The organism is Occultella aeris, assembly GCF_902703175.1.
In the GTDB taxonomy this organism is placed as follows: domain Bacteria; phylum Actinomycetota; class Actinomycetes; order Actinomycetales; family Beutenbergiaceae; genus Occultella; species Occultella aeris.
In genome coordinates this window covers 74,458-94,939 of the sequence record NZ_CACRYJ010000028.1, presented here as the reverse complement: position 1 = coordinate 94,939, position 20,482 = coordinate 74,458, and the positions used below count along the sequence as shown (strand labels likewise).

19 protein-coding genes are annotated in these 20,482 nt (G+C 69.7%); 9 read left to right on the top strand and 10 right to left on the bottom strand.

Annotated features, from left to right (window positions below):
- Positions 1-178: 178 nt before the first annotated feature.
- From HALOF300_RS10305 to HALOF300_RS10290, 4 genes are read left to right on the top strand one after another with little or no spacing between them, the layout of a single operon-like run.
- The gene (locus HALOF300_RS10305) at positions 179-1,468 is read left to right on the top strand and encodes an extracellular solute-binding protein (protein WP_408636806.1); all 1,290 of its coding nucleotides are present in this window, start codon (positions 179-181) and stop codon (positions 1,466-1,468) included.
- A gap of 41 nt (positions 1,469-1,509) precedes the next feature.
- The gene (locus HALOF300_RS10300) at positions 1,510-2,436 is read left to right on the top strand and encodes a carbohydrate ABC transporter permease (protein WP_231955229.1); all 927 of its coding nucleotides are present in this window, start codon (positions 1,510-1,512) and stop codon (positions 2,434-2,436) included.
- On the top strand, positions 2,436-3,281 hold the full coding sequence (locus tag HALOF300_RS10295) for a carbohydrate ABC transporter permease (RefSeq protein ID WP_156740866.1): 846 nt from the start codon (positions 2,436-2,438) through the stop codon (positions 3,279-3,281). Before HALOF300_RS10300 ends, HALOF300_RS10295 begins: the two co-directional genes overlap by 1 nt.
- Positions 3,282-3,318: 37 nt before the next feature.
- Positions 3,319-4,587, top strand: coding sequence for an ABC transporter ATP-binding protein (locus tag HALOF300_RS10290; RefSeq protein WP_156740865.1), 1,269 nt, complete (start codon positions 3,319-3,321; stop codon positions 4,585-4,587).
- Positions 4,588-4,641: 54 nt separating this feature from the next.
- Here HALOF300_RS10290 and HALOF300_RS10285 read toward each other — a convergent pair whose 3' ends face one another.
- From HALOF300_RS10285 to xseA, 4 genes are read right to left on the bottom strand one after another with little or no spacing between them, the layout of a single operon-like run.
- Entirely contained in the window at positions 4,642-5,301 is a 660-nt protein-coding gene (locus tag HALOF300_RS10285) for a carbonic anhydrase (RefSeq protein WP_156740864.1), read from the bottom strand.
- Positions 5,298-6,221, bottom strand: coding sequence for a carbohydrate kinase family protein (locus HALOF300_RS10280; protein ID WP_156740863.1), 924 nt, complete (start codon positions 6,219-6,221; stop codon positions 5,298-5,300). Before HALOF300_RS10280 ends, HALOF300_RS10285 begins: the two co-directional genes overlap by 4 nt.
- Complete coding sequence (locus tag HALOF300_RS10275; RefSeq protein WP_156740862.1) at positions 6,218-6,505, bottom strand: exodeoxyribonuclease VII small subunit; 288 nt, start codon at positions 6,503-6,505, stop codon at positions 6,218-6,220. The genes HALOF300_RS10280 and HALOF300_RS10275 overlap by 4 nt, the downstream gene beginning before the upstream one ends.
- On the bottom strand, positions 6,502-7,782 hold the full coding sequence (gene xseA, locus HALOF300_RS10270) for an exodeoxyribonuclease VII large subunit (RefSeq protein ID WP_156740861.1): 1,281 nt from the start codon (positions 7,780-7,782) through the stop codon (positions 6,502-6,504). Before xseA ends, HALOF300_RS10275 begins: the two co-directional genes overlap by 4 nt.
- A 112-nt stretch (positions 7,783-7,894) precedes the next feature.
- Here xseA and HALOF300_RS10265 point away from each other — a divergent pair, with 112 nt between their 5' ends.
- Positions 7,895-8,902, top strand: a complete 1,008-nt coding sequence (locus HALOF300_RS10265; RefSeq protein WP_231955219.1) for a 4-hydroxy-3-methylbut-2-enyl diphosphate reductase — start codon at positions 7,895-7,897, stop codon at positions 8,900-8,902.
- 30 nt (positions 8,903-8,932) lie between these two features.
- Here HALOF300_RS10265 and HALOF300_RS10260 read toward each other — a convergent pair whose 3' ends face one another.
- Positions 8,933-9,868, bottom strand: a complete 936-nt coding sequence (locus HALOF300_RS10260) for a sugar-binding transcriptional regulator (protein WP_197522453.1) — start codon at positions 9,866-9,868, stop codon at positions 8,933-8,935.
- 143 nt (positions 9,869-10,011) lie between these two features.
- On the opposite strand from HALOF300_RS10260, the gene HALOF300_RS10255 reads away from it, so the two are divergent.
- Entirely contained in the window at positions 10,012-10,731 is a 720-nt protein-coding gene (locus tag HALOF300_RS10255; RefSeq protein WP_156740858.1) for an HAD-IA family hydrolase, read from the top strand.
- Here HALOF300_RS10255 and HALOF300_RS10250 read toward each other — a convergent pair whose 3' ends face one another.
- The 5 genes from HALOF300_RS10250 to rmuC form a co-directional block, all read right to left on the bottom strand.
- A complete protein-coding gene (locus HALOF300_RS10250) occupies positions 10,732-11,475 on the bottom strand; it encodes a glycerophosphodiester phosphodiesterase (RefSeq protein ID WP_156740857.1) in 744 nt (247 codons plus the stop codon).
- A 1-nt stretch (position 11,476) separates the two neighbouring features.
- Entirely contained in the window at positions 11,477-12,859 is a 1,383-nt protein-coding gene (locus tag HALOF300_RS10245; protein WP_156740856.1) for an ABC transporter substrate-binding protein, read from the bottom strand.
- A gap of 53 nt (positions 12,860-12,912) precedes the next feature.
- Positions 12,913-13,830, bottom strand: a complete 918-nt coding sequence (locus HALOF300_RS10240) for a carbohydrate ABC transporter permease (protein WP_156740855.1) — start codon at positions 13,828-13,830, stop codon at positions 12,913-12,915.
- On the bottom strand, positions 13,830-14,762 hold the full coding sequence (locus HALOF300_RS10235) for a carbohydrate ABC transporter permease (protein WP_156740854.1): 933 nt from the start codon (positions 14,760-14,762) through the stop codon (positions 13,830-13,832). The genes HALOF300_RS10240 and HALOF300_RS10235 overlap by 1 nt, the downstream gene beginning before the upstream one ends.
- A 199-nt stretch (positions 14,763-14,961) precedes the next feature.
- On the bottom strand, positions 14,962-16,668 hold the full coding sequence (gene rmuC, locus HALOF300_RS10230) for a DNA recombination protein RmuC (protein WP_231955217.1): 1,707 nt from the start codon (positions 16,666-16,668) through the stop codon (positions 14,962-14,964).
- Positions 16,669-16,765: 97 nt separating this feature from the next.
- On the opposite strand from rmuC, the gene HALOF300_RS10225 reads away from it, so the two are divergent.
- The 3 genes from HALOF300_RS10225 to ychF are packed head-to-tail and all read left to right on the top strand — an operon-like array spanning position 16,766 to position 20,386.
- Positions 16,766-17,707: an ABC transporter ATP-binding protein gene (locus HALOF300_RS10225; RefSeq protein ID WP_231955216.1), complete on the top strand. Its 942-nt coding sequence runs from the start codon at positions 16,766-16,768 to the stop codon at positions 17,705-17,707.
- Complete coding sequence (locus HALOF300_RS10220) at positions 17,689-19,278, top strand: hypothetical protein (RefSeq protein WP_156740853.1); 1,590 nt, start codon at positions 17,689-17,691, stop codon at positions 19,276-19,278. The genes HALOF300_RS10225 and HALOF300_RS10220 overlap by 19 nt, the downstream gene beginning before the upstream one ends.
- 22 nt (positions 19,279-19,300) lie before the next feature.
- On the top strand, positions 19,301-20,386 hold the full coding sequence (gene ychF, locus HALOF300_RS10215) for a redox-regulated ATPase YchF (protein WP_156740852.1): 1,086 nt from the start codon (positions 19,301-19,303) through the stop codon (positions 20,384-20,386).
- Positions 20,387-20,482 lie beyond the last annotated feature (96 nt).

Below are 20,482 nucleotides of genomic sequence, written 5' to 3'. Positions count from 1 at the left end.
TAATCCCCGCCCCGCTGACCAGGCAGGACGGTTGACCACGCGGTTCCAGGCCCGCACCCGGGCCCCGTCGAGCCCATCCGGTCCGGGCCGGCACGGGCCGGCGCTCGACGTGCGCGCTCGCCCGATCGGGTGTTGGCTGTCGCCTGAGATCAGTCGATGACGCGATCTTTGGGGAGGTCTGGTGCGACGAATCCGAATGGTCGCGGCGACCGCCGGAGCAGCACTCGTGGCGACCCTCGCCGCGTGTGCGCCCGACGATGGCCCGCCGACGCTGAACTGGTACATCAACTCTGACAATGGTGGCCAGGCGCAGATCGCTGCCGAGTGCACCGAGGCGGCGGACGGTGCGTACACCATCGAGACGGTGCTGCTGCCGCGGGATGCGGCCGCGCAGCGCGAGCAACTCGCCCGACGTCTCGCCGCGGAGGACAGCTCGATCGACCTGATGAGCCTGGACCCGCCGTTCATCCCCGAACTCTCCGAACCCGGCTTCCTTGCGCCGATCCCGAACGATGTCGCCGAGGCCGTCTCGGAGAACGTGGTGCAGGGCTCGCTGGACTCGGCCACCTGGAACGACGAGCTCGTCGCGATCCCGTTCTGGGCCAACACCCAGCTGCTCTGGTACCGCGAGTCCGTGGTCGAGGAGGCCGGGCTGGACATGTCCCAGCCGGTGACCTGGGACCAGCTGATCGAGGTGGCCACCGACCAGGATCTCTACCTCGCGGTCCAGGGCATCAAGGGGGAGTCCCTCACCGTCTGGATCAACGCGCTGATCGCCTCGGCCGGCGGTGAGATCATCACGAATCCCGGCTCGAGCGCCGAGGACACCGAACTCGGCCTGGAGACCGACGCGGGGCGCGAGGCCGCGCGGATCATGGGGCAGATCGGCAGCGACGGCCTGGGCGGGCCGGGTCTGCCGACCTCCGACGAGTCCGCGTCGCTGCGGCTCTTCCAGGGCGATGACGCCTCCTTCATGGTGAACTGGCCGTTCGTGTGGACCTCCACCCAACAGGCGGTCGACGACGGCCTGCTCGAGGAGTCGGTGCTCGACGACTTCGGCTGGGCGCTCTACCCGGCGGTCGCCGAGGGCACGGACTCCGCGCCCCCGGTCGGCGGGATCAACCTCGGCGTCGGTGCGTTCAGTGAGCACACCGACCTGGCCTTCGAGGCCGCGCAGTGCATCGTCACCCCCGAGCACCAGGCCTTCTACATGGTCAACGACGGGAACCCGGCCTCGAACACCGAGGCGTACGAGGATGCCGAGGTCCAGGAGACCTTCCCGATGTACGAGATGATTCGGGACTCCCTCGAGCAGGCCGTGCCACGGCCGCAGACGCCGCTCTACAACGAGATCAGCACCGGGTTGCAGGAGACCTGGTACCCGGTCTCCGACGTGAACCCGGACACGTCTCCGGAAGCGGCCACCGAGCTCATCACCGCCGTCCTGCGAGGGGAGCGTCTGCTGTGAGTCACAGTGCGAGCGGGCCTGCGACCGGTCCCGACGTCAAGGTGCGCGCCTCGCGCCGGAAGCCGCGCGCGAGCGACCGGGCCCGATCCGAGGCCCGGCTCGGTCTGATGCTCGCGGCGCCGGCGTTCATCGTCATGGTCGCCGTGACGCTCTACCCCATCGTGCAGGCGTTCATCGACTCCCTGTCCCGGATCCGGCTGACCGCCCCCGACGCCAACGAGTTCGTCGGGTTCAACAACTACGCGGTCGTGCTCACCGACCCGGTGTTCTGGTCCGCGATGGGGGTGACGCTGTTCATCACGGTGGTGACCGTCATGGTCGAACTGGTCATCGGCTTCGCCCTCGCGCTGGTCATGCACCGGGCCATCCAGAACCTGCGCGGCGCACTGCGCACGGCGATCCTGGTGCCCTACGGCATCATCACGGTGGTCTCGGCGTTCGCGTGGTTCTACGCCTTCGACATCAGCTCCGGCTACGTGAACTCCTGGTTCGACTGGGTTCCGGGGGTCAGCGAGGACCTGAACTGGTTCGCGTCCCAGGGGACGAGCCTGTTCGTGATCATGGCATCGGAGATCTGGAAGACGACCCCGTTCATCTCGCTGCTGCTCCTCGCCGGCCTCGCGCAGGTCCCGGGGGAGCTGGAGGAGGCAGCGAAGGTGGACGGGGCCACCAGTTGGCAGGTGTTCAAGCGCGTGATCGTGCCGAACATGAAGGCCGCGATCATGGTGGCCGTGCTGTTCCGGGCACTGGACGCGTTCCGCATCTTCGACAACGTGTTCGTCATGACGAACGGCGCGAACGGCACCACCGTGCTCTCCCTGCTCGCCTATCGAACGTCCATCGGGCGCCTCGAGATCGGACTCGGCTCCGCCGTCTCGGTGCTGCTGTTCCTGTCCGTGGTCGCCATCTGCTTCGTGGCGATCAAGCTGTTCAAAGTGGACCTCTCGAGTGCGCGAGGAGGCAAGTGATGGCTCTCACCGGACGCCAGAAGATGTGGTGGGCCGTCATCACGGTGCTGGTACTCGTCTATGCGCTGTTCCCGGTGTTCTCGATCCTGGCGACGTCGTTCAAGCTGCCGGGCGACCTCACCTCCGGCAGGTTCCTGCCGACCACCTGGACGTGGGAGAACTACTCGCAGATCCTCAGTCCGGACGGCTCCGCCCGCGACCTGTTCCTGCCGGCCCTGCGCAACTCCATCGGCATCTCGCTGATCGCGACGCTGATCGCGGTGGTACTGGCCACCGTGGCGGCGTATGCGATCGCCCGGCTGGACTTCCCCGGAAAGCGGCTCGTGCTGACCACCGCGCTCGGGGTGTCGATCTTCCCGGTGATCTCGATCGTGACGCCGCTGTTCAACATCTGGCGCTCGATCGGGCTGTACGACACCTGGGCCGGGCTGATCATCCCGTACCTGTCGCTGACGCTGCCCATCTCGATGTGGACGCTGGCGGCCTTCTTCCGGCAGATCCCGTGGGAGCTGGAGCAGGCTGCGCAGGTCGACGGAGCCACCCCGATGCAGGCGTTCCGTAAGGCGATCGTCCCGCTGGCCGCGCCCGGCGTGTTCACCACGGCTCTGATCGCGTTCTTCATCGCGTGGAACGACTTCGTCTACGGGATCTCGCTGACGTCCACCAGCGCCGCTCGACCGGTACCCGCCGCACTGGCGTTCTTCACCGGGGAGTCCTACTTCGAGGATCCCACGGGTGCCATCTCGGCGGCCGCGGTGGTGGTCACCATTCCGGTGATCGTGCTGGTGTTGCTGTTCCAACGACAGATCGTGGCCGGACTGACCCAGGGAGCCGTCAAGGGCTGACCGCCCTGACGCGAACGAGTAGAAGGAGACATCGGAGATGGCTTCGATCACCTTGAACCACATCGTGAAGAAGTACGGCGACGGGTTCCCGGCCGTGAACGACGTGAGCCTGGACATCGCGGACGGAGAGTTCGTGATCCTGGTGGGCCCGTCCGGTTGTGGGAAGTCGACCCTGCTGCGGATGATCGTGGGCCTCGAGGACATCACCTCCGGCGACCTGGAGATCGGCGGGAAGCGGGTCAACGACCTCGCCCCACGCAATCGGGACCTGGCCATGGTGTTCCAGAACTACGCGCTCTACCCGCACCTGACGGTCTACGAGAACATCGCGTTCCCGCTGCGGCTGACCAAGGGCCAGTACACGGACACCGAGATCGACAACAGGGTCCGCAACGCCTCCGCGCTGCTCGAGCTGGACGAGCACCTCGACCGCAAGCCGGCCAACCTCTCCGGCGGCCAGCGCCAGCGGGTCGCGATGGGGCGCGCCATCGTGCGCCAGGCTCAGGCGTTCCTCTTCGATGAGCCGCTCTCCAACCTGGACGCCAAGCTGCGCGGGCAGATGCGTACCGAGATCGCCCGGCTGCAGCGACGGCTGGCCACCACCACCGTGTACGTCACGCACGACCAGACCGAGGCCATGACGCTCGGCGACAGGGTGGCCGTGCTCCGGAGGGGCGTGCTGCAGCAGGTCGCAAGCCCGCGTGCCCTGTACGACCAGCCCGTGAACCTGTTCGTGGCCGGGTTCATCGGCTCACCCCCGATGAACTTCCTGCCCGGCCGCGTCGACGGAACCGATCTGGTGCTGCCGTTCGTGCGGGTGCCCCTTGACGACCGTCTCCGTGCGGCCATCGGGGACCGGGAGCTGGTCATCGTCGGGATCCGACCGGACGCGTTCGAGGACGCCGACGTGGTGGCGCAGGACAAGCGCGGCAGCGGGGTGACGTTCGATGCCGATGTGGACGTCACCGAGTGGCTCGGATCCGAGTTGTACGCGTACGTGCCGTTCGAGACCGACGCCGCGGTGCAGCAGCAGCTCGAGGAGCTCGATCGGGAACTCGACGGCGAGGGCATGAGGACCCAGCTCGTGGTGGCACTGGACTCGCTGAGCACCATCCGTGACGGCGACTCCGCCACGCTCTGGTTCGACCCGGCGTCGGTGCATGTGTTCGACCCGGAGAGCCAGGACAGCCTCACCCGCGACGACGAGAAGGCGGCCGCCATCGACGCCGAGGCCGCGCAGGCTCGCCAGCGTGCGACCGCGCGGGCGAAGGAGCGTGCAGCGCGCGAGGACGCCACGGCATCCTGAGGTGAGTCGGGCGGAGGTGAGCCGGTTCGGACGGCGACCGGCCGCCGTCGGGCGTCAGATCTTGCCGATGGTCTCCACCACGGACGCGCGGCCGTCGGCCAGGGTGTACTCGACGCCGACGATCGCGCACCGTCCCTGACGCACGCCCTCGGCGAGGCTCGCCGAGTAGCCCTGCAGCATCCGGACCGTGGCGCGCACGTGCTCGCGGCGCAGCTCGTCGGCGTCCGGGATCCGCACGGTCCGTTCGCCGTCGCCGAAGAACGAGGAGATCGACCAGGACGGGTCGGAGCGCGTGACCAGGCTCGGGATGACCCGGTCCACGATCGCGCGCACGAAGCCGGTCGGCAGCTCTCCGGTGGCGAGGGCGTGGCTGGCCGCACCGACCGCGCCGCACTGGTCGTGGCCGAGGACCACGACGAGCGGGGCGCCGAGGATGTCCACCCCGTACTCGATGGACCCGAGCACCGTGGTGTCCACCACGTGCCCGGCCGTGCGGACCACGAACATGTCACCGAGGCCGCGGTCGAAGATGATCTCGGCCGCCACCCGGGAGTCGGAGCAGCCGAACAGGACCGCGAAGGGGTGCTGCTCGGTGGAGACCTCGGCGCGCCGCTCGACACTCTGGCTCGGGTGCTGCATCCGCCCTTCGACGAACCGGGTGTTCCCGGCCATGAGTTCGGCCCAGGCCTGAGCCGGGGTGGGACGTCGGTTCATCGGGCGCCATCCTCGAGTTCGTTGCGGTTCGGTGGGTTCGCGCCGGCCCTGGAGACCGTGATCGCCGCGATCGCCGCCGCGTGCACCATCACGGCCCGCAGCGTGTCGGCGTCGATGGCGTGCAGCGCCTGCCGTCGGCCCGCGCCGAGCAGGCCGGCGGTCCAGAGCGCGTCGATGAGCCCGCCCATGTAGGAGTCGCCCGCGCCGACGGTGTCCACCACCTGCACGCGGGGTGAGGTGACGGTGACCTCGACCCCTGCGCTGGTGAGGGCGAACGACCCTTCTCCGCCGCGGGTCAGGACGACAACCGCTGGTCCCGACGCTGCCCAGTCGCGGATCACGTCCTCGGCGTCGCGGCCCGGCTGGAGCCAGGCCACGTCCTCGTCGGAGACCTTGACCAGGTCCGCGCCCGCCACGAGTGCGGAGATCGTGGGCAGCACCTGATCGGCGGTGCCCATGATCGAGGGTCGGGCGTTGGGATCGTAGCTGATGGTCGCGAACTCGCGGGCTGCCGCGGCGAGCTCGGCGACCGCCGCGCCGCCGGGCTGCAGGGTGGCGCCGATGGAGCCGAGGTGCAGTGCCACCATGTCGGCGTCGAGCAACACCTCCGGCACCCGCCAGTCGAGGTCGAACGTGTAGCTGGCGGCGCCGTCGGCATCGAGCGTGGCGACGGCGGTCGAGGTGCGCTCGGCGCGGTCGGAGCGGGGCACCAGGCGCACCCCGTTGCCGGTGAGGTGGTCGCGGATCAGGGCGCCGTGGGCGTCGTCACCGAACCAGGTGGCGAGCTCAGCGTCGCGGCCGAGCCGGGCCAGGCCGAGCGCGACGTTCGCGGGCGAGCCGCCGGGGTGCTCGCTCACCGAGCCGTCGGCCGCGTGCACCACGTCGACCAGGGCCTCGCCGATCACCAGCGCGTGCGTCATGACTCGGTCTCCTCATCCGCGTCCAGGAGGGTGTCCGCGCCGGTGTCGGCGGGGGATTCGACGAGCGAGACCGTCGCGTCGCCCTTGGCGGCGGCGAGCCGGTCCCGGGCGGCGTCCAGCCACCGCTGGCAGCGGTCGGCCAGGGCCTCCCCGCGCTCCCAGAGGGCGAGGGAGTCCTCGAGGTTCGCAGCGCCGGACTCGAGGCGGCCGACGACCTCGACGAGCTCGTCCCGTGCTTGTTCGTAGCTGAGTTCGGCAACGTCCGGGTTGTTCACGGCGTTCATCCAATCACCTCTTCGCCGGTGCGTGTGTCGGCGGTCCGCACCGTGACCCCCAGCCGCCCGGCTGCGACCAGCGCGGAGAGGTCCTGCCCGACGGTGACGTCGTCGGGAGAACGCACCACCACGCCGTCGTCGGTGCGCAGCACGGCGTAGCCGCGCTCCAGGGTCGCCTGTGGGGAGAGGGTGCGTAGCGCCGTCCGGAGGTTCGCCAGGTCCGCATCGGCGCTGCCGAGGCGGCGCGCGATGGCGGCCCGCCCGGCCGTGCGGGTCTGTTCCAGCGCGCGCAGTCGGGGCGTCACGATCGAGGCGGGGTCGGCCAGCACCGGGCGGTTGCGGAGCAGGGTCAGGCGCTCGCCCTCGGTGCGCAGGCGCCGGTTCAGCGCGTTCGCCATCCGGTCCCGGGCCTGGGCGATCCGGGCCAGTTCCTGGCCGACGTCCGGCACGATCCGCTTGGCGGCATCGGTGGGGGTCGAGGCGCGGTAGTCGGCGACGAGGTCCAGCAGCGGCGCATCGGTCTCGTGACCGATCGCCGAGACCAACGGGGTGGTGCACTTCGCGGCGGCGCGGACCAGGGCCTCGTTGGAGAACGGCAGGAGGTCCTCGACGGAGCCACCGCCGCGGGCGATCACGATGATCTCGACGTCGGGGTCGGAGTCCAGGTCGGCGATCGCTCGGCTCACCTCCGGCACGCAGTGCGGGCCCTGGACGGCGACCTCGCGGATCTCGAAGTGCACCTGGGGCCAGCGGGCCCGGGCGTTCACGAGCACGTCGTGCTTCGCCTTCGCGTCCGCTCCGCAGATCAGCCCGATCCTCCCCGGCAGGAACGGCAGCGGCCGCTTGCGCTCGGTGTCGAAGAGACCCTCGGCGGCCAGGACCCTCTTGAGGTGTTCGATCCGGGCCAGCAGCTCGCCGAGTCCGAGGGCGCGGATGTCGCTCGCCCGCAGGCTGAGCGTGCCGCGCTTGGTCCAGAAGCTCGGCTTGGCGTGCACCACCACGTGGGCGCCCTCGCTGATGGCCTCCCCGCGGGCCCCGAGGAGCCGCTTCAGCATGGTCACGGACAGCGACATGTCCACGTCGGTGTCCCGCAGGGTCAGATAGGCACTGGCCGAGGCGTTGTGGCTGTTCACCTGGACGAGTTGGCCCTCGACCCAGACCGGGGCCATCTTGTCCACGTAGTCGGCGATCTTCGCGGCGAGCAGCCGCACCGGCCAGGGCTGTTCCGCGGTGGTGTCCAGCGCCTTGGCGGGAAACCCGCCGGGGCCGTTCGGGGGACTGCTCATGCTCCTAGGGTGCCTTACGGCGGGGACATCGGCGTCACCCGGGTGGGTGCGGCCCGCATCGACTCGACCGGGCCCGGCCGCCGCCGGGGGCCCAGAACGTAGACTCCCTCAGGTGACCTCCTCTCCCGGACGCATCCTGCTCGCCGCCCCGCGGGGCTACTGCGCAGGTGTGGACCGGGCCGTCGAGGCGGTCGAGCGGGCGCTCGAGCACTACGGGGCTCCGGTGTACGTGCGCAAGGAGATCGTGCACAACAGGTTCGTCGTCGAGAGCCTCAGTGCCCGCGGCGCCGTGTTCGTCTCCGAGACCGACGAGGTGCCTCCTGGGGAGCGGGTCATCTTCTCCGCCCACGGTGTCTCGCCGGCCGTGCACGCCGAGGCGGCGCAGCGCCACCTGGTCACGATCGACGCCACCTGCCCCCTGGTGACCAAGGTGCACAAGGAGGCCGTGCGCTTCGCGAGCCGCGACATCGAGATCCTGCTGATCGGACACGAGGGTCACGAGGAGGTCGAGGGCACGGCGGGGGAGGCGCCCGATCACGTCCACCTCGTGACCGGCCCGGACGCCGTGGACGAGGTCACCGTGCGGAACCCGGAGAAGCTGGTCTGGCTGTCCCAGACCACGCTGTCCGTCGACGAGACGATGGAGACGGTCCGGCGCCTGCGCGAGCGGTTCCCCAAGCTCGCGGACCCGCCGAGCGACGACATCTGCTACGCCACCCAGAACCGCCAGGTCGCCGTGAAGAAGATCGCCCCCGACGCGGACGTGTTCGTCGTCGTGGGCTCCGCGAACTCCTCGAACTCTGTGCGCCTGGTGGAGGTGGCCCTCGAGTCCGGTGCCCGCGCCGCGCGCCGCGTCGACACCGCCGCGGAGTTGGACCCGGCCTGGTTCGACGGTGCCGGCACGGTGGGCCTGAGTTCCGGGGCGTCGGTCCCGGAGGTCCTGGTCCGCGACGTCATCGCCCGGCTCGGCGAGTGGGGCTTCGGCGAGGTGCAGGAGGTGCGCACGGCCACCGAGGACCTGATCTTCTCGCTGCCCCGGGAACTACGAGCCGACCTGAAGAACGCCGGGCAGGGTCGCGCGCCGGGGCGGAGCACGGCCATGGACGTCGCCCCGCTCTGACAGGCTCCGACCAGCCCACGACGGGTCTCCTCAGGCGGCGAGAGCGGCTCTGGCGCAGCGGATATCGGTGATCACGTGGTTCACCACGCCGGCCCGTAGGGTCGCGAGCACCGCATGTTCCTTGCCGGGACCGCCACCGATCGCCACGCGCATCTCCACGTTGCGGAGCTGCTCCTCGGAGATCCCGACGATTCGTTCCTCCAGGCCGCCCACCGCGTTGCCATCGGCATCCAGCAGCATCGTCCCGATCTCGGCGACGACGCCCTTGTCCTCGTACTCCTCGCGCTCACCCAGGTCGAGCAGCTGACGTGCCATCCAGGAGGCCTCCGGCCAGCCGCCGACGGTCAGGAACGCCTTCTGCATGTGGTCGAACCGGCGCATCGTCCGCTGGATCGACGGGTGTTTGAGCAACAGCGTGGCTTCCGGGTCCTTCATCAGGACCGCCGGCGCATACAGCGGGTGGGTCGCACCACCGGTGAGGCGGCCGATGTTGGAGATGACCTCGATCCCGTCCTCCAGGCGCGGCGCACCGACCCCGGTCAGCTGGACGACGTCGGCAGATGGGAGGTGCTCGATCAGGCGGGACGCGAGCACCAGGGTCCGACCCGGCGCGAAGCCGAGGATGTCGTCCTCCGCGACGTTGTCGACGATGAAGCGGGCCGCGATCCGTGCGATCGCGTCCCGGGCCTCGACGACGTCGGAGGAGTGCGTGGCCACCACCAGCGCCGCGCGCAGACCGTAGCGTTGGGTCAGTTGCGCCGACAGCCCGACGTCCACAGGTGCGGACACCGTGGGGCGCACCTCGATCAGACCGAGGGCGCGGGCGCGCTTGACCATACGTGCGGTCGCGAACCGCGACTTGCCGATGTCGGCGGCGATGTCGTTCACCGATCGTCCATGCGCGAGGTTCTGCATGGCGACGTAGACGTGCAGGACCTGCTGGTCGATCGTCAGTTCCCTGCTCATAAGTGCACCGTAGGGCACGGCTGAGCAACCCATCTAGGCTCGGGCGATCCGCCTCGACCCGACCCAGGGAGATCCAACGCCATGCACTGCTCCGCCGACCGACCCTCGCGACGCACCTCCCGGCATGAGCGGGTGGTGGTGGCATGAGCGGGCCGGTCGTGACCGAGGATGAGCTCGACGCGCTGGCTACGGACCTGCGTGCGGGTCGGGAGATCGCCGTGGCTGGTGCGCTGTTCGACATGGACGGCACGCTGGTGGACTCGGTCCCGGCTGTGGAGGCCTCCTGGCGGATGGTGGCCGACGAGTTCGGGGTGCCGCGGCTGCCGGCGACGCTGCACGGCTTGACCGCCCAGGCCGTCGTCGTCGCTGCGGGGATCCACCCGGACCACAGGGAGCGGGCGGCGGCGCGCCTGGTCGAGATCGAGTCTCGGCCCGGCCAGGAACTGGAGGCACTGCCTGGGGTTCGGACCTTCGTCTCCTCGCTGCCCGAGGATCACTGGGGTGTGGTCACCTCCGCGCCGCGTGACGTCGCCCGCGCGCGCTACGGCGCGGCACGTCTGCCGCGCCCGGCGTTCTTCGTCACCGGTGACGACGTGACGGCCGGCAAGCCCGATCCCGAGCCGTTCCGCAAGGGCCTGGCCGCCCTCGCGGCCCGCGGCTGTGCGGGTGTCGTGGTCGCGCTGGAGGACACGGTCGCGGGCCTGCGGTCCGCCCGCGGCGCGGGATGCCTTGCCCTCGGGGTCCCGGGTACCTGTACCGCGGTGGAACTGGCGCCTCATGCTCACCTGGTGATCGACTCCTTCGAGGTGCTCCGGACCGGGGCGGTGGATCCTGGGTTCAGCCTGCTGGTGACGCTGCGCTGATCAGACCCGGGCCTTCCGTTCGTCGAGCACCTGGCGGTACCACTGTTGCGCCTGGGCCGGATCGTCCGACGTGGTGCCGTCGGCACCGAGGGCGACGGCGGCGCGCATGTCCTCGAGGGTGCGGAGCATCCACACGTGTACGTCGAGGCCACGGGCCTGGATCGCCTCGACCGTCTCCTTGGTCAGACCGGGGAACCCGCACGCGAACCTGGTCGAGCCGGTGTACTCGAGCAGGCCGGCCAGCCCGCCGTCGAACCGTTCGGCGTCGGCAAGGGTCTTGACGATGATGCACCGGCCGATCTGCGGCATCAGCTCGGCCGCCTGACGGAGCGCGTCAGGGTCGAACCCGGTGACGATCGTGCGTGCGGCGTCCTCGTGTCGCGCGGCGAAGAACTCGGCCAGGAACGGCACCGTCGCCGGGTCCTTGACCTCGAGCTGGATGACAGTGGAGGTGGCGTCGTACATCTCCGCGAGGCTGACCACCCCGCGCCCGGAGTCGAGCACGACGGCCTGCAGCTCGGCCAGGGTCAGCTCGGCGGCGGGGCCACGCCCGCGTGCTGAGTCGTCGCCGGCGGTGCGGTCGAGGGTCGCATCGTGCAGCAGGAAGAGCTGCTGGTCCTTGCTCAGCCGCACGTCCAGCTCGATCTCGTCGACACCCACCTCCTCGGCCAGTGCGTAGGACTCGAGGCTGTTCTCGGGCTTGTGGGCCATCGCACCGCGATGGCCGACGATCAGCAGGGTCATCTCAACCTTCCACTCGTTCTTCGTACTGGCTACGGATCCGGTCGATCGCCGGCTCCAGATTGCTCTGCATGGTCGTCAGCGCGGACTCCGGGTCGTTGCCGCCGGAGTAGACCGCCTGAATGACGCTGTTGGCCTCCGGCACGCACTCGGGTACATACCGCCGGACGACGTCGGGTCCTTGCGCGATCTCCAGCTGGTCGATGGCGACCTGGTAGTTCGGGTTCTCATCCGCCTTCTGGCGTACCTCGTCGGACTCCAGCGCCGCCTTGGTGGTCGGCAGGTAGCCGGTGCCGAGGGTCCAGTCGACCGACGCCGCGCCGGTGCTGAGGAACTTCAGCACCTCCCAGGCAGCCTGCTTCCGTTCGTCCGACGCGTACCGAAGGATCGACAGCCCGCCGCCTCCGGTGGGCACGCCGGTGGTCGCCTGCTGTGGCAGGAAGCCACAGCCATACTCGAACTCGGCGGCTTCGTCGATGCCGGTCAGGGAACCGGTGGACTGCAGCAGTGTGGCTGCGGCACCTGAGATGAAGTCCCCGGTGGGGTCGGCGGCCAGGTAGCCCAGGCCATCGTCGTGGATGAAGGCCCGGTCGTACTCCAGCGCGGCGATCGTCTCCTCGCTCGTGAAGAGCATGTCCAGGCCGTCGGAGTAGCCACCGCCGAACGCCCAGGACGAGCCCTGGAAGTACCAGTCGTCGGTGCCGCTGTAGGCACGCATCGCCACATCGGTGCTGTTCCTGCGGTAGCCCTTGAGCTCGATGCCCCAGTCGCGGTACTCCTCGTAGGTCTCCGGCGCACGGTCCGGCAGGCCCACGTCGGCGAAGATGTCGCGGTTGAAGTAGAACAGCGGCGTCGAGCGGCCGAACGGGACCCACCAGACATCGTCCTTCACCGTGCCCTCGGCGATGAACTTCTCGTGGAATGCGTCGGTGCCGAAGTTCTCGTCGAAGTATCCGGTCAGTGGTTCCAGGGCTTCGTTGAGGTAGAACCTGTTCCAGACGACGTCGCTGAGTACCGAGATGTCCGGGACCTGCTTGGCCTGAAGGCTCGCGGCCAGCTTCGACTCCACGTTGTCGTAGCCCTCGAAGATCTGGATCTCGCAGAAGATGTCCGTCTGGGCCTCGTGGAAGGCGTCGATGTTGCGCTGCAGAACCTCCGCGTTGTGCGAGGTCCAGTTGCTCCACAGCACGACCCGCTGGCGGTCCCTGAACTCGTCGGGGACGTCCCCGCTGGGTTGGCCGTAGACGGTGTCCTCGGCGGCACCGGTGCCACCGTTGAAGCACGCCGCGAGGGCGGGTGTGGACGCTGCCACGAGGCCGGCGCCGAGCAGTTGGCGGCGGGTGAGCCCTGATCGGGCGCGGTCACGGCGGTGTGGTCGGGGGTGCATGGGTCTCCTAATGGTTTGGGGATGGACGTGCGGGGCGTGCCGTGCGGTCCGGGTCAGCGGCCTCCACCGGCCGCCGCCCCGGTGAGCCCGGTGACGATGTAGCGCTGCGCGAAGAGGAAGACGAGCAGCATGGGCAGCACGACGATGAGCGTCCCGGACATGAGCACGCCCCAGGCGGTGACGCCGTCGTTGGCCTTGAGGTACATCAGGCCGATCGGCAACGTGCGCATGTTCACGGAGTTCGTGATGATCAGCGGCCAGACGAAGCTGTTCCACTCGTCGATGACGGCGACGAGCGCGACGGTTGCGATGGCGGGCACCGACATCGGCACCACCAGCGAGCGGAGGGTGCGAAAGTGTCCGGCGCCGTCGAGCTCGGCGGCCTCGAACACCTCTGGGGGCAGGGACATGAAGTGCTGCCGGAGCAGGAAGGTACCGAACGCCGACGCGACCCCGGGCAGGATCAGTCCCGCGTACGTGTTGATCAGGCCAAGGTTTCCGATCGTGATGTAGTTCACCAGCAGCGTCACGTGGCCGGGCACCATGAGGGCCCCGAGCATCACCAGGAACAGGCCCTTCTTCCCAGGAAAGGGTAGGAAGGCGAACGCGTAGGCGGTGAACACCGCCAGGATCACCTTGGCGACCGAGCCGATCAACGTCACCAGCACCGAGTTCTTGATGAACGCGTCGAACGGCGCGACCTCCCACGCGGTGCGCAGGTTCGTCCAGGTGAACTCGGACGGGAAGAACCTCATCGGCCAGGCGTAGATCTCAGCGTTCGTCTTGAACGCCGTCGTCACCAGCATGTACAGCGGGATGATGAACGCCAGGGCTGCGGCGGCGAGCAGGAGGAAGCCCCACCAACTGCGGCTCAGTCTCCCCGGGCGCCCCCTTCGCTTGGTGCGAGCCGGGGGCGGCGCCGCGACGTCGGAGCTGCGCGGGCGGCTGCTTGTGGTGGTCGGCGCCGACATCAGTAGTGCACCTTCCTCTCGACGAACCGGAACTGCAGGATGGTGATGGCCATCAGGAGCACGAACATCACGGTGCCGGCGGCCGCCGAGTAGCCGACGTTCGACCGGTTGAAGGCCTGGTCGTAGATGAACCAGCTCAACGTGGTCGTGGCGGAGGCCGGACCTCCGCCGGTCATCACGGCGATGACGTCGAAGGCCTGGAACGCGCCGATCGTCTGCGTGATCACCAGGAAGAACGTCGTCGGGGACAGCAACGGCAGGATGATGCGCCGGAACAGCTGCCATCGGCTCGCGCCGTCCAACCGGGCTGCCTCGAGCACATCCGAAGGCATGCCCTGCATCCCGGCCAGGTAGACGATCGAGACGAACCCGACCCCCTTCCAGATCGAGACGATGAGCAGTGCGGGCAACGCCCACGCGGCGTCCGTGATCCAGGAGGGCGAGCTGAGGCCGACGGCGTTGAAGAAGACCCTGGCCAGCCCGTAGTTCGGGTCGAAGATGAACAGCCAGACGGCGGCGATCGCGGCACCCGCGATGACGTGCGGAGCGAACACGATGCCGGTGACCAGGGTCGTGCCGGGAAGCTTCATCGAGAACAGGGACGCGAGGGCGATGCCGAGGACAAGGCTGACGCCCACGACGACCACCACCCAGATCAGGGTGATCCTCAGGACGTCGCCGAACGTGTCGGAGGTGAACAACTGGACGTAGTTCTCCAGGCCGATGAAGACCGGCGCCGGACCGATGAAGTCCCAACGGGTGAGGCTGAGGTAGAGGTTCTCAAGCACCGGCCAGTAGGCGAAGACGCCGATGAGCGCCAGATTCGGGAAGGCGAACAGCGCGAACAGCGCGACGCCCCGCCTGTGCCGTTTCCGGTAGTTGGCCGACATCCGAGGTGTCGCGGGTGCCTTGGACGTCGCAAGTCCTGTCATCCGGAGCCTTCCTTCCACATAGCACCATCGCCCTCGAATCGAGGCGGGAGAGGCAAACCGCAGGGAACGCTAGTTGCGGTCAGGAAGGCCCCACGGACCGTGCTCATATGTGCACGTGTCGGCCGTGGAAGCGAGCACATGGGAAGGGCCGCCCGCGCAGTGGCGGGCGGCCGGTGGGCTCACCGGATCGACGTCGGCGCTACGCCCCCGTGGCGCGCCGGCCGCCGCCGAACTCGTCCGATTCGTCCTCGGAGCCGGATTCGAACAGGTCGAGCAGGTCGTCGGAGTCGGAGGCGAGCACGAGGTCACGTTCGGCCCGTGCACGTGCGTCGGCGGACCCACCACGCCGCCTCGGCCCACTGGTGAGCTCGGGGGTGTCGTACGCATCGGCCTTCTGCACCGGTACCGCGAGGATCTCCAGCGGCGGCGGCACGTCCAGGGCCGGATCGAGGCCCTGCAGGGCGCTGAACCGCCGCGCCTGGGTGACGACCTGGGAGTCCACCGAGGCGTTGAGCTTGTTGAACGCGTCCACGGTCGAGTTCAGTCGCTTGGACACAGTCTCCAGGTGCTTGCCCATGGTGCCGAGCCGCTTGTGCAGTTCCCGCCCGACGGTGAACACCTGCTGCGCCTCGGCGGCGAGCAGCTCCTGGCGCCACGTATAGGCCACGGTGCGCAGGAGTGCGACGAGGGTGGCCGGAGTGGCCAGCACCACGTTCCGCTCGAACGCGTACTCCAGGATCGTGGGGTCCTGCTCGAGCGCCGCGTTGAGGAAGGTCTCGGCGGGCAGGAACATGACCACGAACTCCGGCGTGTGCTCGAAGTGTTCCCAGTACGCCTTCGCGCCGAGACTCTCGATGTGCGTGCGCACATGCCGGGCGTGCGCACGCAGGCGCTTGGCGCGAACCGCGTCGTCCTTGGCCTCCATCGCCTCGAGGTAGCCGCTGAAGGCCACCTTCGCGTCCACGATCACCTGCTTGCCCCCGGGCAGCTTCACGACCAGGTCCGGGCGGAGCGCGCCGTCATCGGTGGCGACGGTCTCCTGCTCCTCGAAGTCGACATGCTCGACCATCCCGGCTGCCTCGACCACCCGGCGCAGCTGGAGCTCGCCCCAACGGCCCCGCACCTGCGGTGCCCGGAGCGCCGTCACGAGCTGGCTGGTCTCGCTGCGCAGCGACTCCGAGGACGTACGCATGTGGTTGACCTGCTCCGACAGCACGGTGTGCGCCTCGAGCCGGGCCTTCTCCGCGCTGGTCATCTCGGCCTTGACCTCGCCGAGGGTCCGGCTCAGCGGTTCGACCAGAGCCTTGACCGCCTCCTCGCGCTTGGCCAGTTCGGCGTCGCCGGCCTGCTGGGCGCGCTTGAACCGCTCCTCGGCCTGTGCCAGGAACGCCTGCGTGTTCGCATCCAGGGCCTTGCGGGACAGCGCCTCGAAATCGTCCGAGAGACGCTTGGAGTCCGCGCGCATCTCGTCGAGCCGCTCCTTCGTGATGGCCTGTTCCGCCTCGAGCCGCTCCCGGGCGGCCGCACGCTCCGCCTCGAGGCGGGCCTGGGCGTCGGCCCGTTCGGCATCCAGACGCTCCCGGGCGGCCCCGGACTCCTGTTCCAGCCGCTGCGTGAAGTGTTCCTGCTGTGCCGCGAGCCGTTCCGCGAATCCGGTCCGCTCGTCCTCGAGGCGGGCGGCGTGGGCTCGCTCGAGAGTGGCGACCTGTTCGGCACCGGCGCGCTCCAGCGCTTCGACCCGCTCGGCGTGGGTACGTTCCAGGGTCGCCACCTGGGCCTGCGCGGACCGGCGCTCCGAGGCGAGCCGTTCGCGCAGACCCGCGCCGCCGGCCCGTCCCGCGAGCCATCCCGATACCGCGCCCACGAGCAGTGCCGCGATGGCCAGAAGAACCCCGATGACGTCCATGCAGACCACTCTCGCATCGGTCACCGACAATGAGCGGAACTGACGCGCTCGCAGGCGAAGGCGCGGTGCGCCGCCCCGACCCCATACCGTGGACCGCATGTCAGCCCACCTGCCGCCGTCCGAGGGTCCGGTCCGGCCGAACCCGTTCGCCCCGCCGCAACCCGGAACGCCGCCGAGGGACCCCTTCGCACCGCCGCAGCCGGGTGCGGCAGGCCCGCCGGCCGCGGCCTATCCGCACCCGGGAACGGTTCAGCAGCCCGCCGCGCCCCAGCTGCCACCCGATCCGAGCGCCGCGTTCTCGATCCGCGGCCTCTGGAAGCGATTCGGTGACAAGGTCGCCGTCGCCGGCGTCGACCTCGACGTCCCGAGTGGCTCGTTCTACGGGATCGTCGGCCCGAACGGCGCCGGTAAGACGACCATGCTCTCGATGGCCACCGGCCTGCTGCGCCCCGACTTCGGCACCGTCAGCGTGCACGGCGCCGACTTCTGGTCCGACCCGGTCGCGGGCAAGAAGGCACTCGGCGTCCTGCCCGACGGGGTGCGCCTGTTCGACCGGCTCACCGGCGAGCAGCTGATCACCTACGCGGGCCTGCTCCGGGGGATGGACCGGGCCGTGGTCGCCGAACGCACCGCGGACCTGCTGCGCGCCCTCGACCTCGCGGCGGACGCGAAGACGTTCGTCGTCGACTACTCGGCCGGCATGACGAAGAAGGTCGCGCTGGCGTCCGCGCTCATCCACGCGCCGCGGATCCTCGTCCTCGACGAACCGTTCGAGGCCGTCGACCCGGTCTCCGCGGCGAACATCCGGGACATCCTCGGCGAGTACGTGCGTAGCGGCGGCACGGTCGTGGTCTCCTCCCACGTGATGGACCTGGTGCAGCGCATGTGCGACCACGTCGCCATCATCGCGGCCGGGCGCATCCTCGCCGCCGGCACCGTCGACGAGGTCCGGGCCGGGCAGAGCCTCGAGGACCGGTTCGTGGGCCTGGTCGGCGGGCGGCAGTCGGCGGAAGGGCTGTCATGGTTGCGCTCTTCGTAAGGCTCCGGCTGACGCTGATGGCGAACAGCTTCAAGCGCAGCGTCTGGCAGCTCATCGGGTTCATCCTCGCGGTCCTGTACGCGGTCTGGATCGTGGGCGCGGCGATCTTCGGCACCGTCACCGGGGTCTCCGCCGCCCCGCACATCACCGCGGACGTCGTCACGATCGTCGGAGCTGTGATCGTGCTCGGCTGGTGGGTGATCCCGCTCTTCGCGTTCGGTGTGGACGCCACCCTCGACCCGCAGCGGTTCGTGACCTACGGGGTGCCCCGGCGCACGCTGGTCGCAGGGCTCGCCGCGGCCGGCCTGACGTCGGTGCCGGGCTTCTCGATGGTGGTCCTGGTCCTCGGCATGGCGCTGGCCTGGGCGGGCGAACCGCTCACCCTGCTCGCCGCACTGGTCGGTGGTGTGCTCGCGGTCGCGCTCTGCGTGGTCGGTTCCCGCGCGATCACGACGGCGTTGGGCCCGTTGCTGGAGTCCCGCCGCTACCGGGAGGTGCTGACGATCGCGGCCTTCGTTCCGATCGTGCTGGTGGGGCCCGCGATCGCATGGGGCGCCGCTCGCCTTGAGGAGTCCGGTGCGGACCTCGACGCGATCCCGGCGCTGCTCGATCAGGTCGCGTCGGTCGTCGCGTGGACGCCGCTCGGCGCGCCCTGGGGGCTCGCCGGAGCGGTGCACGACGGCGTGTGGCCGCTGGTGCTGGTCCGGTTGCTGATCGCCGGCCTGACCCTGGGCCTGCTGTGGTGGCTCTGGGACGTCTCGCTGGCCAGGTCCCTGGTCACCCCACCGACGACGGGTGCGGGGAAGGGCCGGTCGAAGGGCCTCGGCTGGTTCGACCGGATGCCCGCAACGCCCGCCGGCGCCGTCGCCGCCCGGGCGCTGACCTACTGGTTCCGCGACCCCCGCTACGCGGCGTCGATCGCGGTACTCCCGCTCCTGCCCGTGATCCTGCTCGTCGCAGGCGGTGGCACGGCGTCGGAGATCGTGCTGATCCTGGCCCCACTGACCGCCTGGATCCTCGGCTACTCGATCTCCGCCGACATCGCCTATGACAGCAGCGCGTTCGCGCTGCACGTCTCGACCGGGGTATCAGGGCGAGACGACCGCACGGGCCGGGCACTCGCCGTCGGGCCTCCCGCGGTGGCGGTCGTGGCGATCTTCGCGGCGGTCTCACTCGGCTTCGCCGGCCGGTGGGACCTGGCCCCGGTGGTGCTTGGGGTGAGCCTCGGTGCGCTCGGGGTCTCGCTCGGGGTGTCCAGCGTGACGTCCGCCCGGCTGCTGTACCCGGTGCCGAAGCCGGGCGACAGTCCGTTCAAGCAGCCCCAGGGTGCGGCGATGGCCACGATCGTGTCGCAGTTGGTCGGGTCGCTGGCGACCGTGGTGGTGTCCCTACCGTTCATCGGGCTCGCGATCGCGGCGCTGATCACCTCGAGCGCGCCGCTGGGCTGGCTCACGTTGCTGGTCGGCGTGGTCGAGGGCATCGTCGTGCTGCTGCTCGGCATCCGGTCGGGTGCCCGGATCTTCGACCGCCGTGCCCCCGAGCTGCTGCAGCAGGTCATGTCCTACGCGTGAGCGGCCCGTACACTGCTATTCCGTGGCTCTCACTATTGGCATCGCCGGCCTGCCCAATGTCGGCAAGTCCACCCTGTTCAACGCGCTGACCCGCGCGACCGTGCTCGCGGCGAACTACCCGTTCGCGACGATCGAGCCGAACATCGGGGTGGTCCCGCTCCCGGACGAGCGGCTCAAGGTCCTCGCCGGGATCTTCGGCAGCGAGCGGATCCTGCCGGCGACCGTGTCCTTCGTGGACATCGCCGGCATCGTCAAGGGGGCCAGCGAGGGAGAGGGACTGGGCAACAAGTTCCTCGCGAACATCCGCGAGGCGGACGCGATCTGCCAGGTCACCCGGGCGTTCGCGGACCCGGACGTGGTGCACGTGGACGGCAAGGTGTCTCCGAAGGATGACATCGAGACCGTGAACACCGAATTGATCCTGGCCGACCTGCAGACCCTCGAGAAGGCGATCCCCCGCCTCGAGAAGGAGGTCAAGGGCAGGAAGACCGACGCCAAGGTGCTCGAGACCGCGAAGGGTGCACTCACGCTGCTCGAGGCGGGCACCACGATCTCCGCCGGCGGCACCGCTGCGGGCCTCGACCCGGAGATCGTCGCCGACCTCGGCCTGATGACCGCGAAGCCGTTCATCTACGTGTTCAACACCGACGACGACGGCCTCGCCGACGAGGCAATGCAGGCCGAGCTGCGCGCGCTCGTCGCACCCGCCGACGCCATCTTCCTGGACGCCAAGTTCGAGGCCGAGCTGGTCGAGCTGGAGCCGGACGAGGCCGCCGAGATGCTCGCCGAGAACGGCCAGGACGAGGCCGGCCTGGACCAGCTCGCCCGGGTCGGGTTCGACACCCTCGGGCTGCAGACCTACCTCACCGCCGGCCCGAAGGAGTCCCGGGCCTGGACGATCCACAAGGGCTGGACGGCCCCGCAGGCCGCCGGCGTGATCCACACCGACTTCCAGCGCGGTTTCATCAAGGCCGAGGTGGTCTCGTTCGCGGACCTGGTGGACGCGGGGTCGATGGCCGAGGCCAAGGCGCGCGGCCGGGTGCGGATCGAGGGCAAGGACTACGTGATGGCCGACGGCGACGTGGTGGAGTTCCGGTTCAACGTGTAGCCGCGCTTCTCGAAACGTCGCGTCGAGACGTCGCCCGATGCGTGGGCGGGCACCGTGTGGTGCCGGGTCGGTCCGTGGGTCGAGACCCGACTGGCC

Excerpts from the sequence above, each read along its gene's own strand:
- HALOF300_RS10295 (WP_156740866.1), top strand. The coding sequence starts at position 2,436 with ATGGCTCTCACCGGACGCCAGAAGATGTGGTGGGCCGTCATCACGGTG.
- HALOF300_RS10290 (WP_156740865.1), top strand. The coding sequence starts at position 3,319 with ATGGCTTCGATCACCTTGAACCACATCGTGAAGAAGTACGGCGACGGG.
- HALOF300_RS10285 (WP_156740864.1), bottom strand. The coding sequence starts at position 5,301 with ATGAACCGACGTCCCACCCCGGCTCAGGCCTGGGCCGAACTCATGGCC.
- HALOF300_RS10280 (WP_156740863.1), bottom strand. The coding sequence starts at position 6,221 with ATGACGCACGCGCTGGTGATCGGCGAGGCCCTGGTCGACGTGGTGCAC.
- HALOF300_RS10275 (WP_156740862.1), bottom strand. The coding sequence starts at position 6,505 with ATGAACGCCGTGAACAACCCGGACGTTGCCGAACTCAGCTACGAACAA.
- xseA (WP_156740861.1), bottom strand. The coding sequence starts at position 7,782 with ATGAGCAGTCCCCCGAACGGCCCCGGCGGGTTTCCCGCCAAGGCGCTG.
- HALOF300_RS10260 (WP_197522453.1), bottom strand. The coding sequence starts at position 9,868 with ATGAGCAGGGAACTGACGATCGACCAGCAGGTCCTGCACGTCTACGTC.
- HALOF300_RS10255 (WP_156740858.1), top strand. The coding sequence starts at position 10,012 with ATGAGCGGGCCGGTCGTGACCGAGGATGAGCTCGACGCGCTGGCTACG.
- HALOF300_RS10250 (WP_156740857.1), bottom strand. The coding sequence starts at position 11,475 with ATGACCCTGCTGATCGTCGGCCATCGCGGTGCGATGGCCCACAAGCCC.
- HALOF300_RS10245 (WP_156740856.1), bottom strand. The coding sequence starts at position 12,859 with ATGCACCCCCGACCACACCGCCGTGACCGCGCCCGATCAGGGCTCACC.
- HALOF300_RS10240 (WP_156740855.1), bottom strand. The coding sequence starts at position 13,830 with ATGTCGGCGCCGACCACCACAAGCAGCCGCCCGCGCAGCTCCGACGTC.
- HALOF300_RS10235 (WP_156740854.1), bottom strand. The coding sequence starts at position 14,762 with ATGACAGGACTTGCGACGTCCAAGGCACCCGCGACACCTCGGATGTCG.
- rmuC (WP_231955217.1), bottom strand. The coding sequence starts at position 16,668 with ATGGACGTCATCGGGGTTCTTCTGGCCATCGCGGCACTGCTCGTGGGC.
- HALOF300_RS10225 (WP_231955216.1), top strand. The coding sequence starts at position 16,766 with ATGTCAGCCCACCTGCCGCCGTCCGAGGGTCCGGTCCGGCCGAACCCG.
- HALOF300_RS10220 (WP_156740853.1), top strand. The coding sequence starts at position 17,689 with ATGGTTGCGCTCTTCGTAAGGCTCCGGCTGACGCTGATGGCGAACAGC.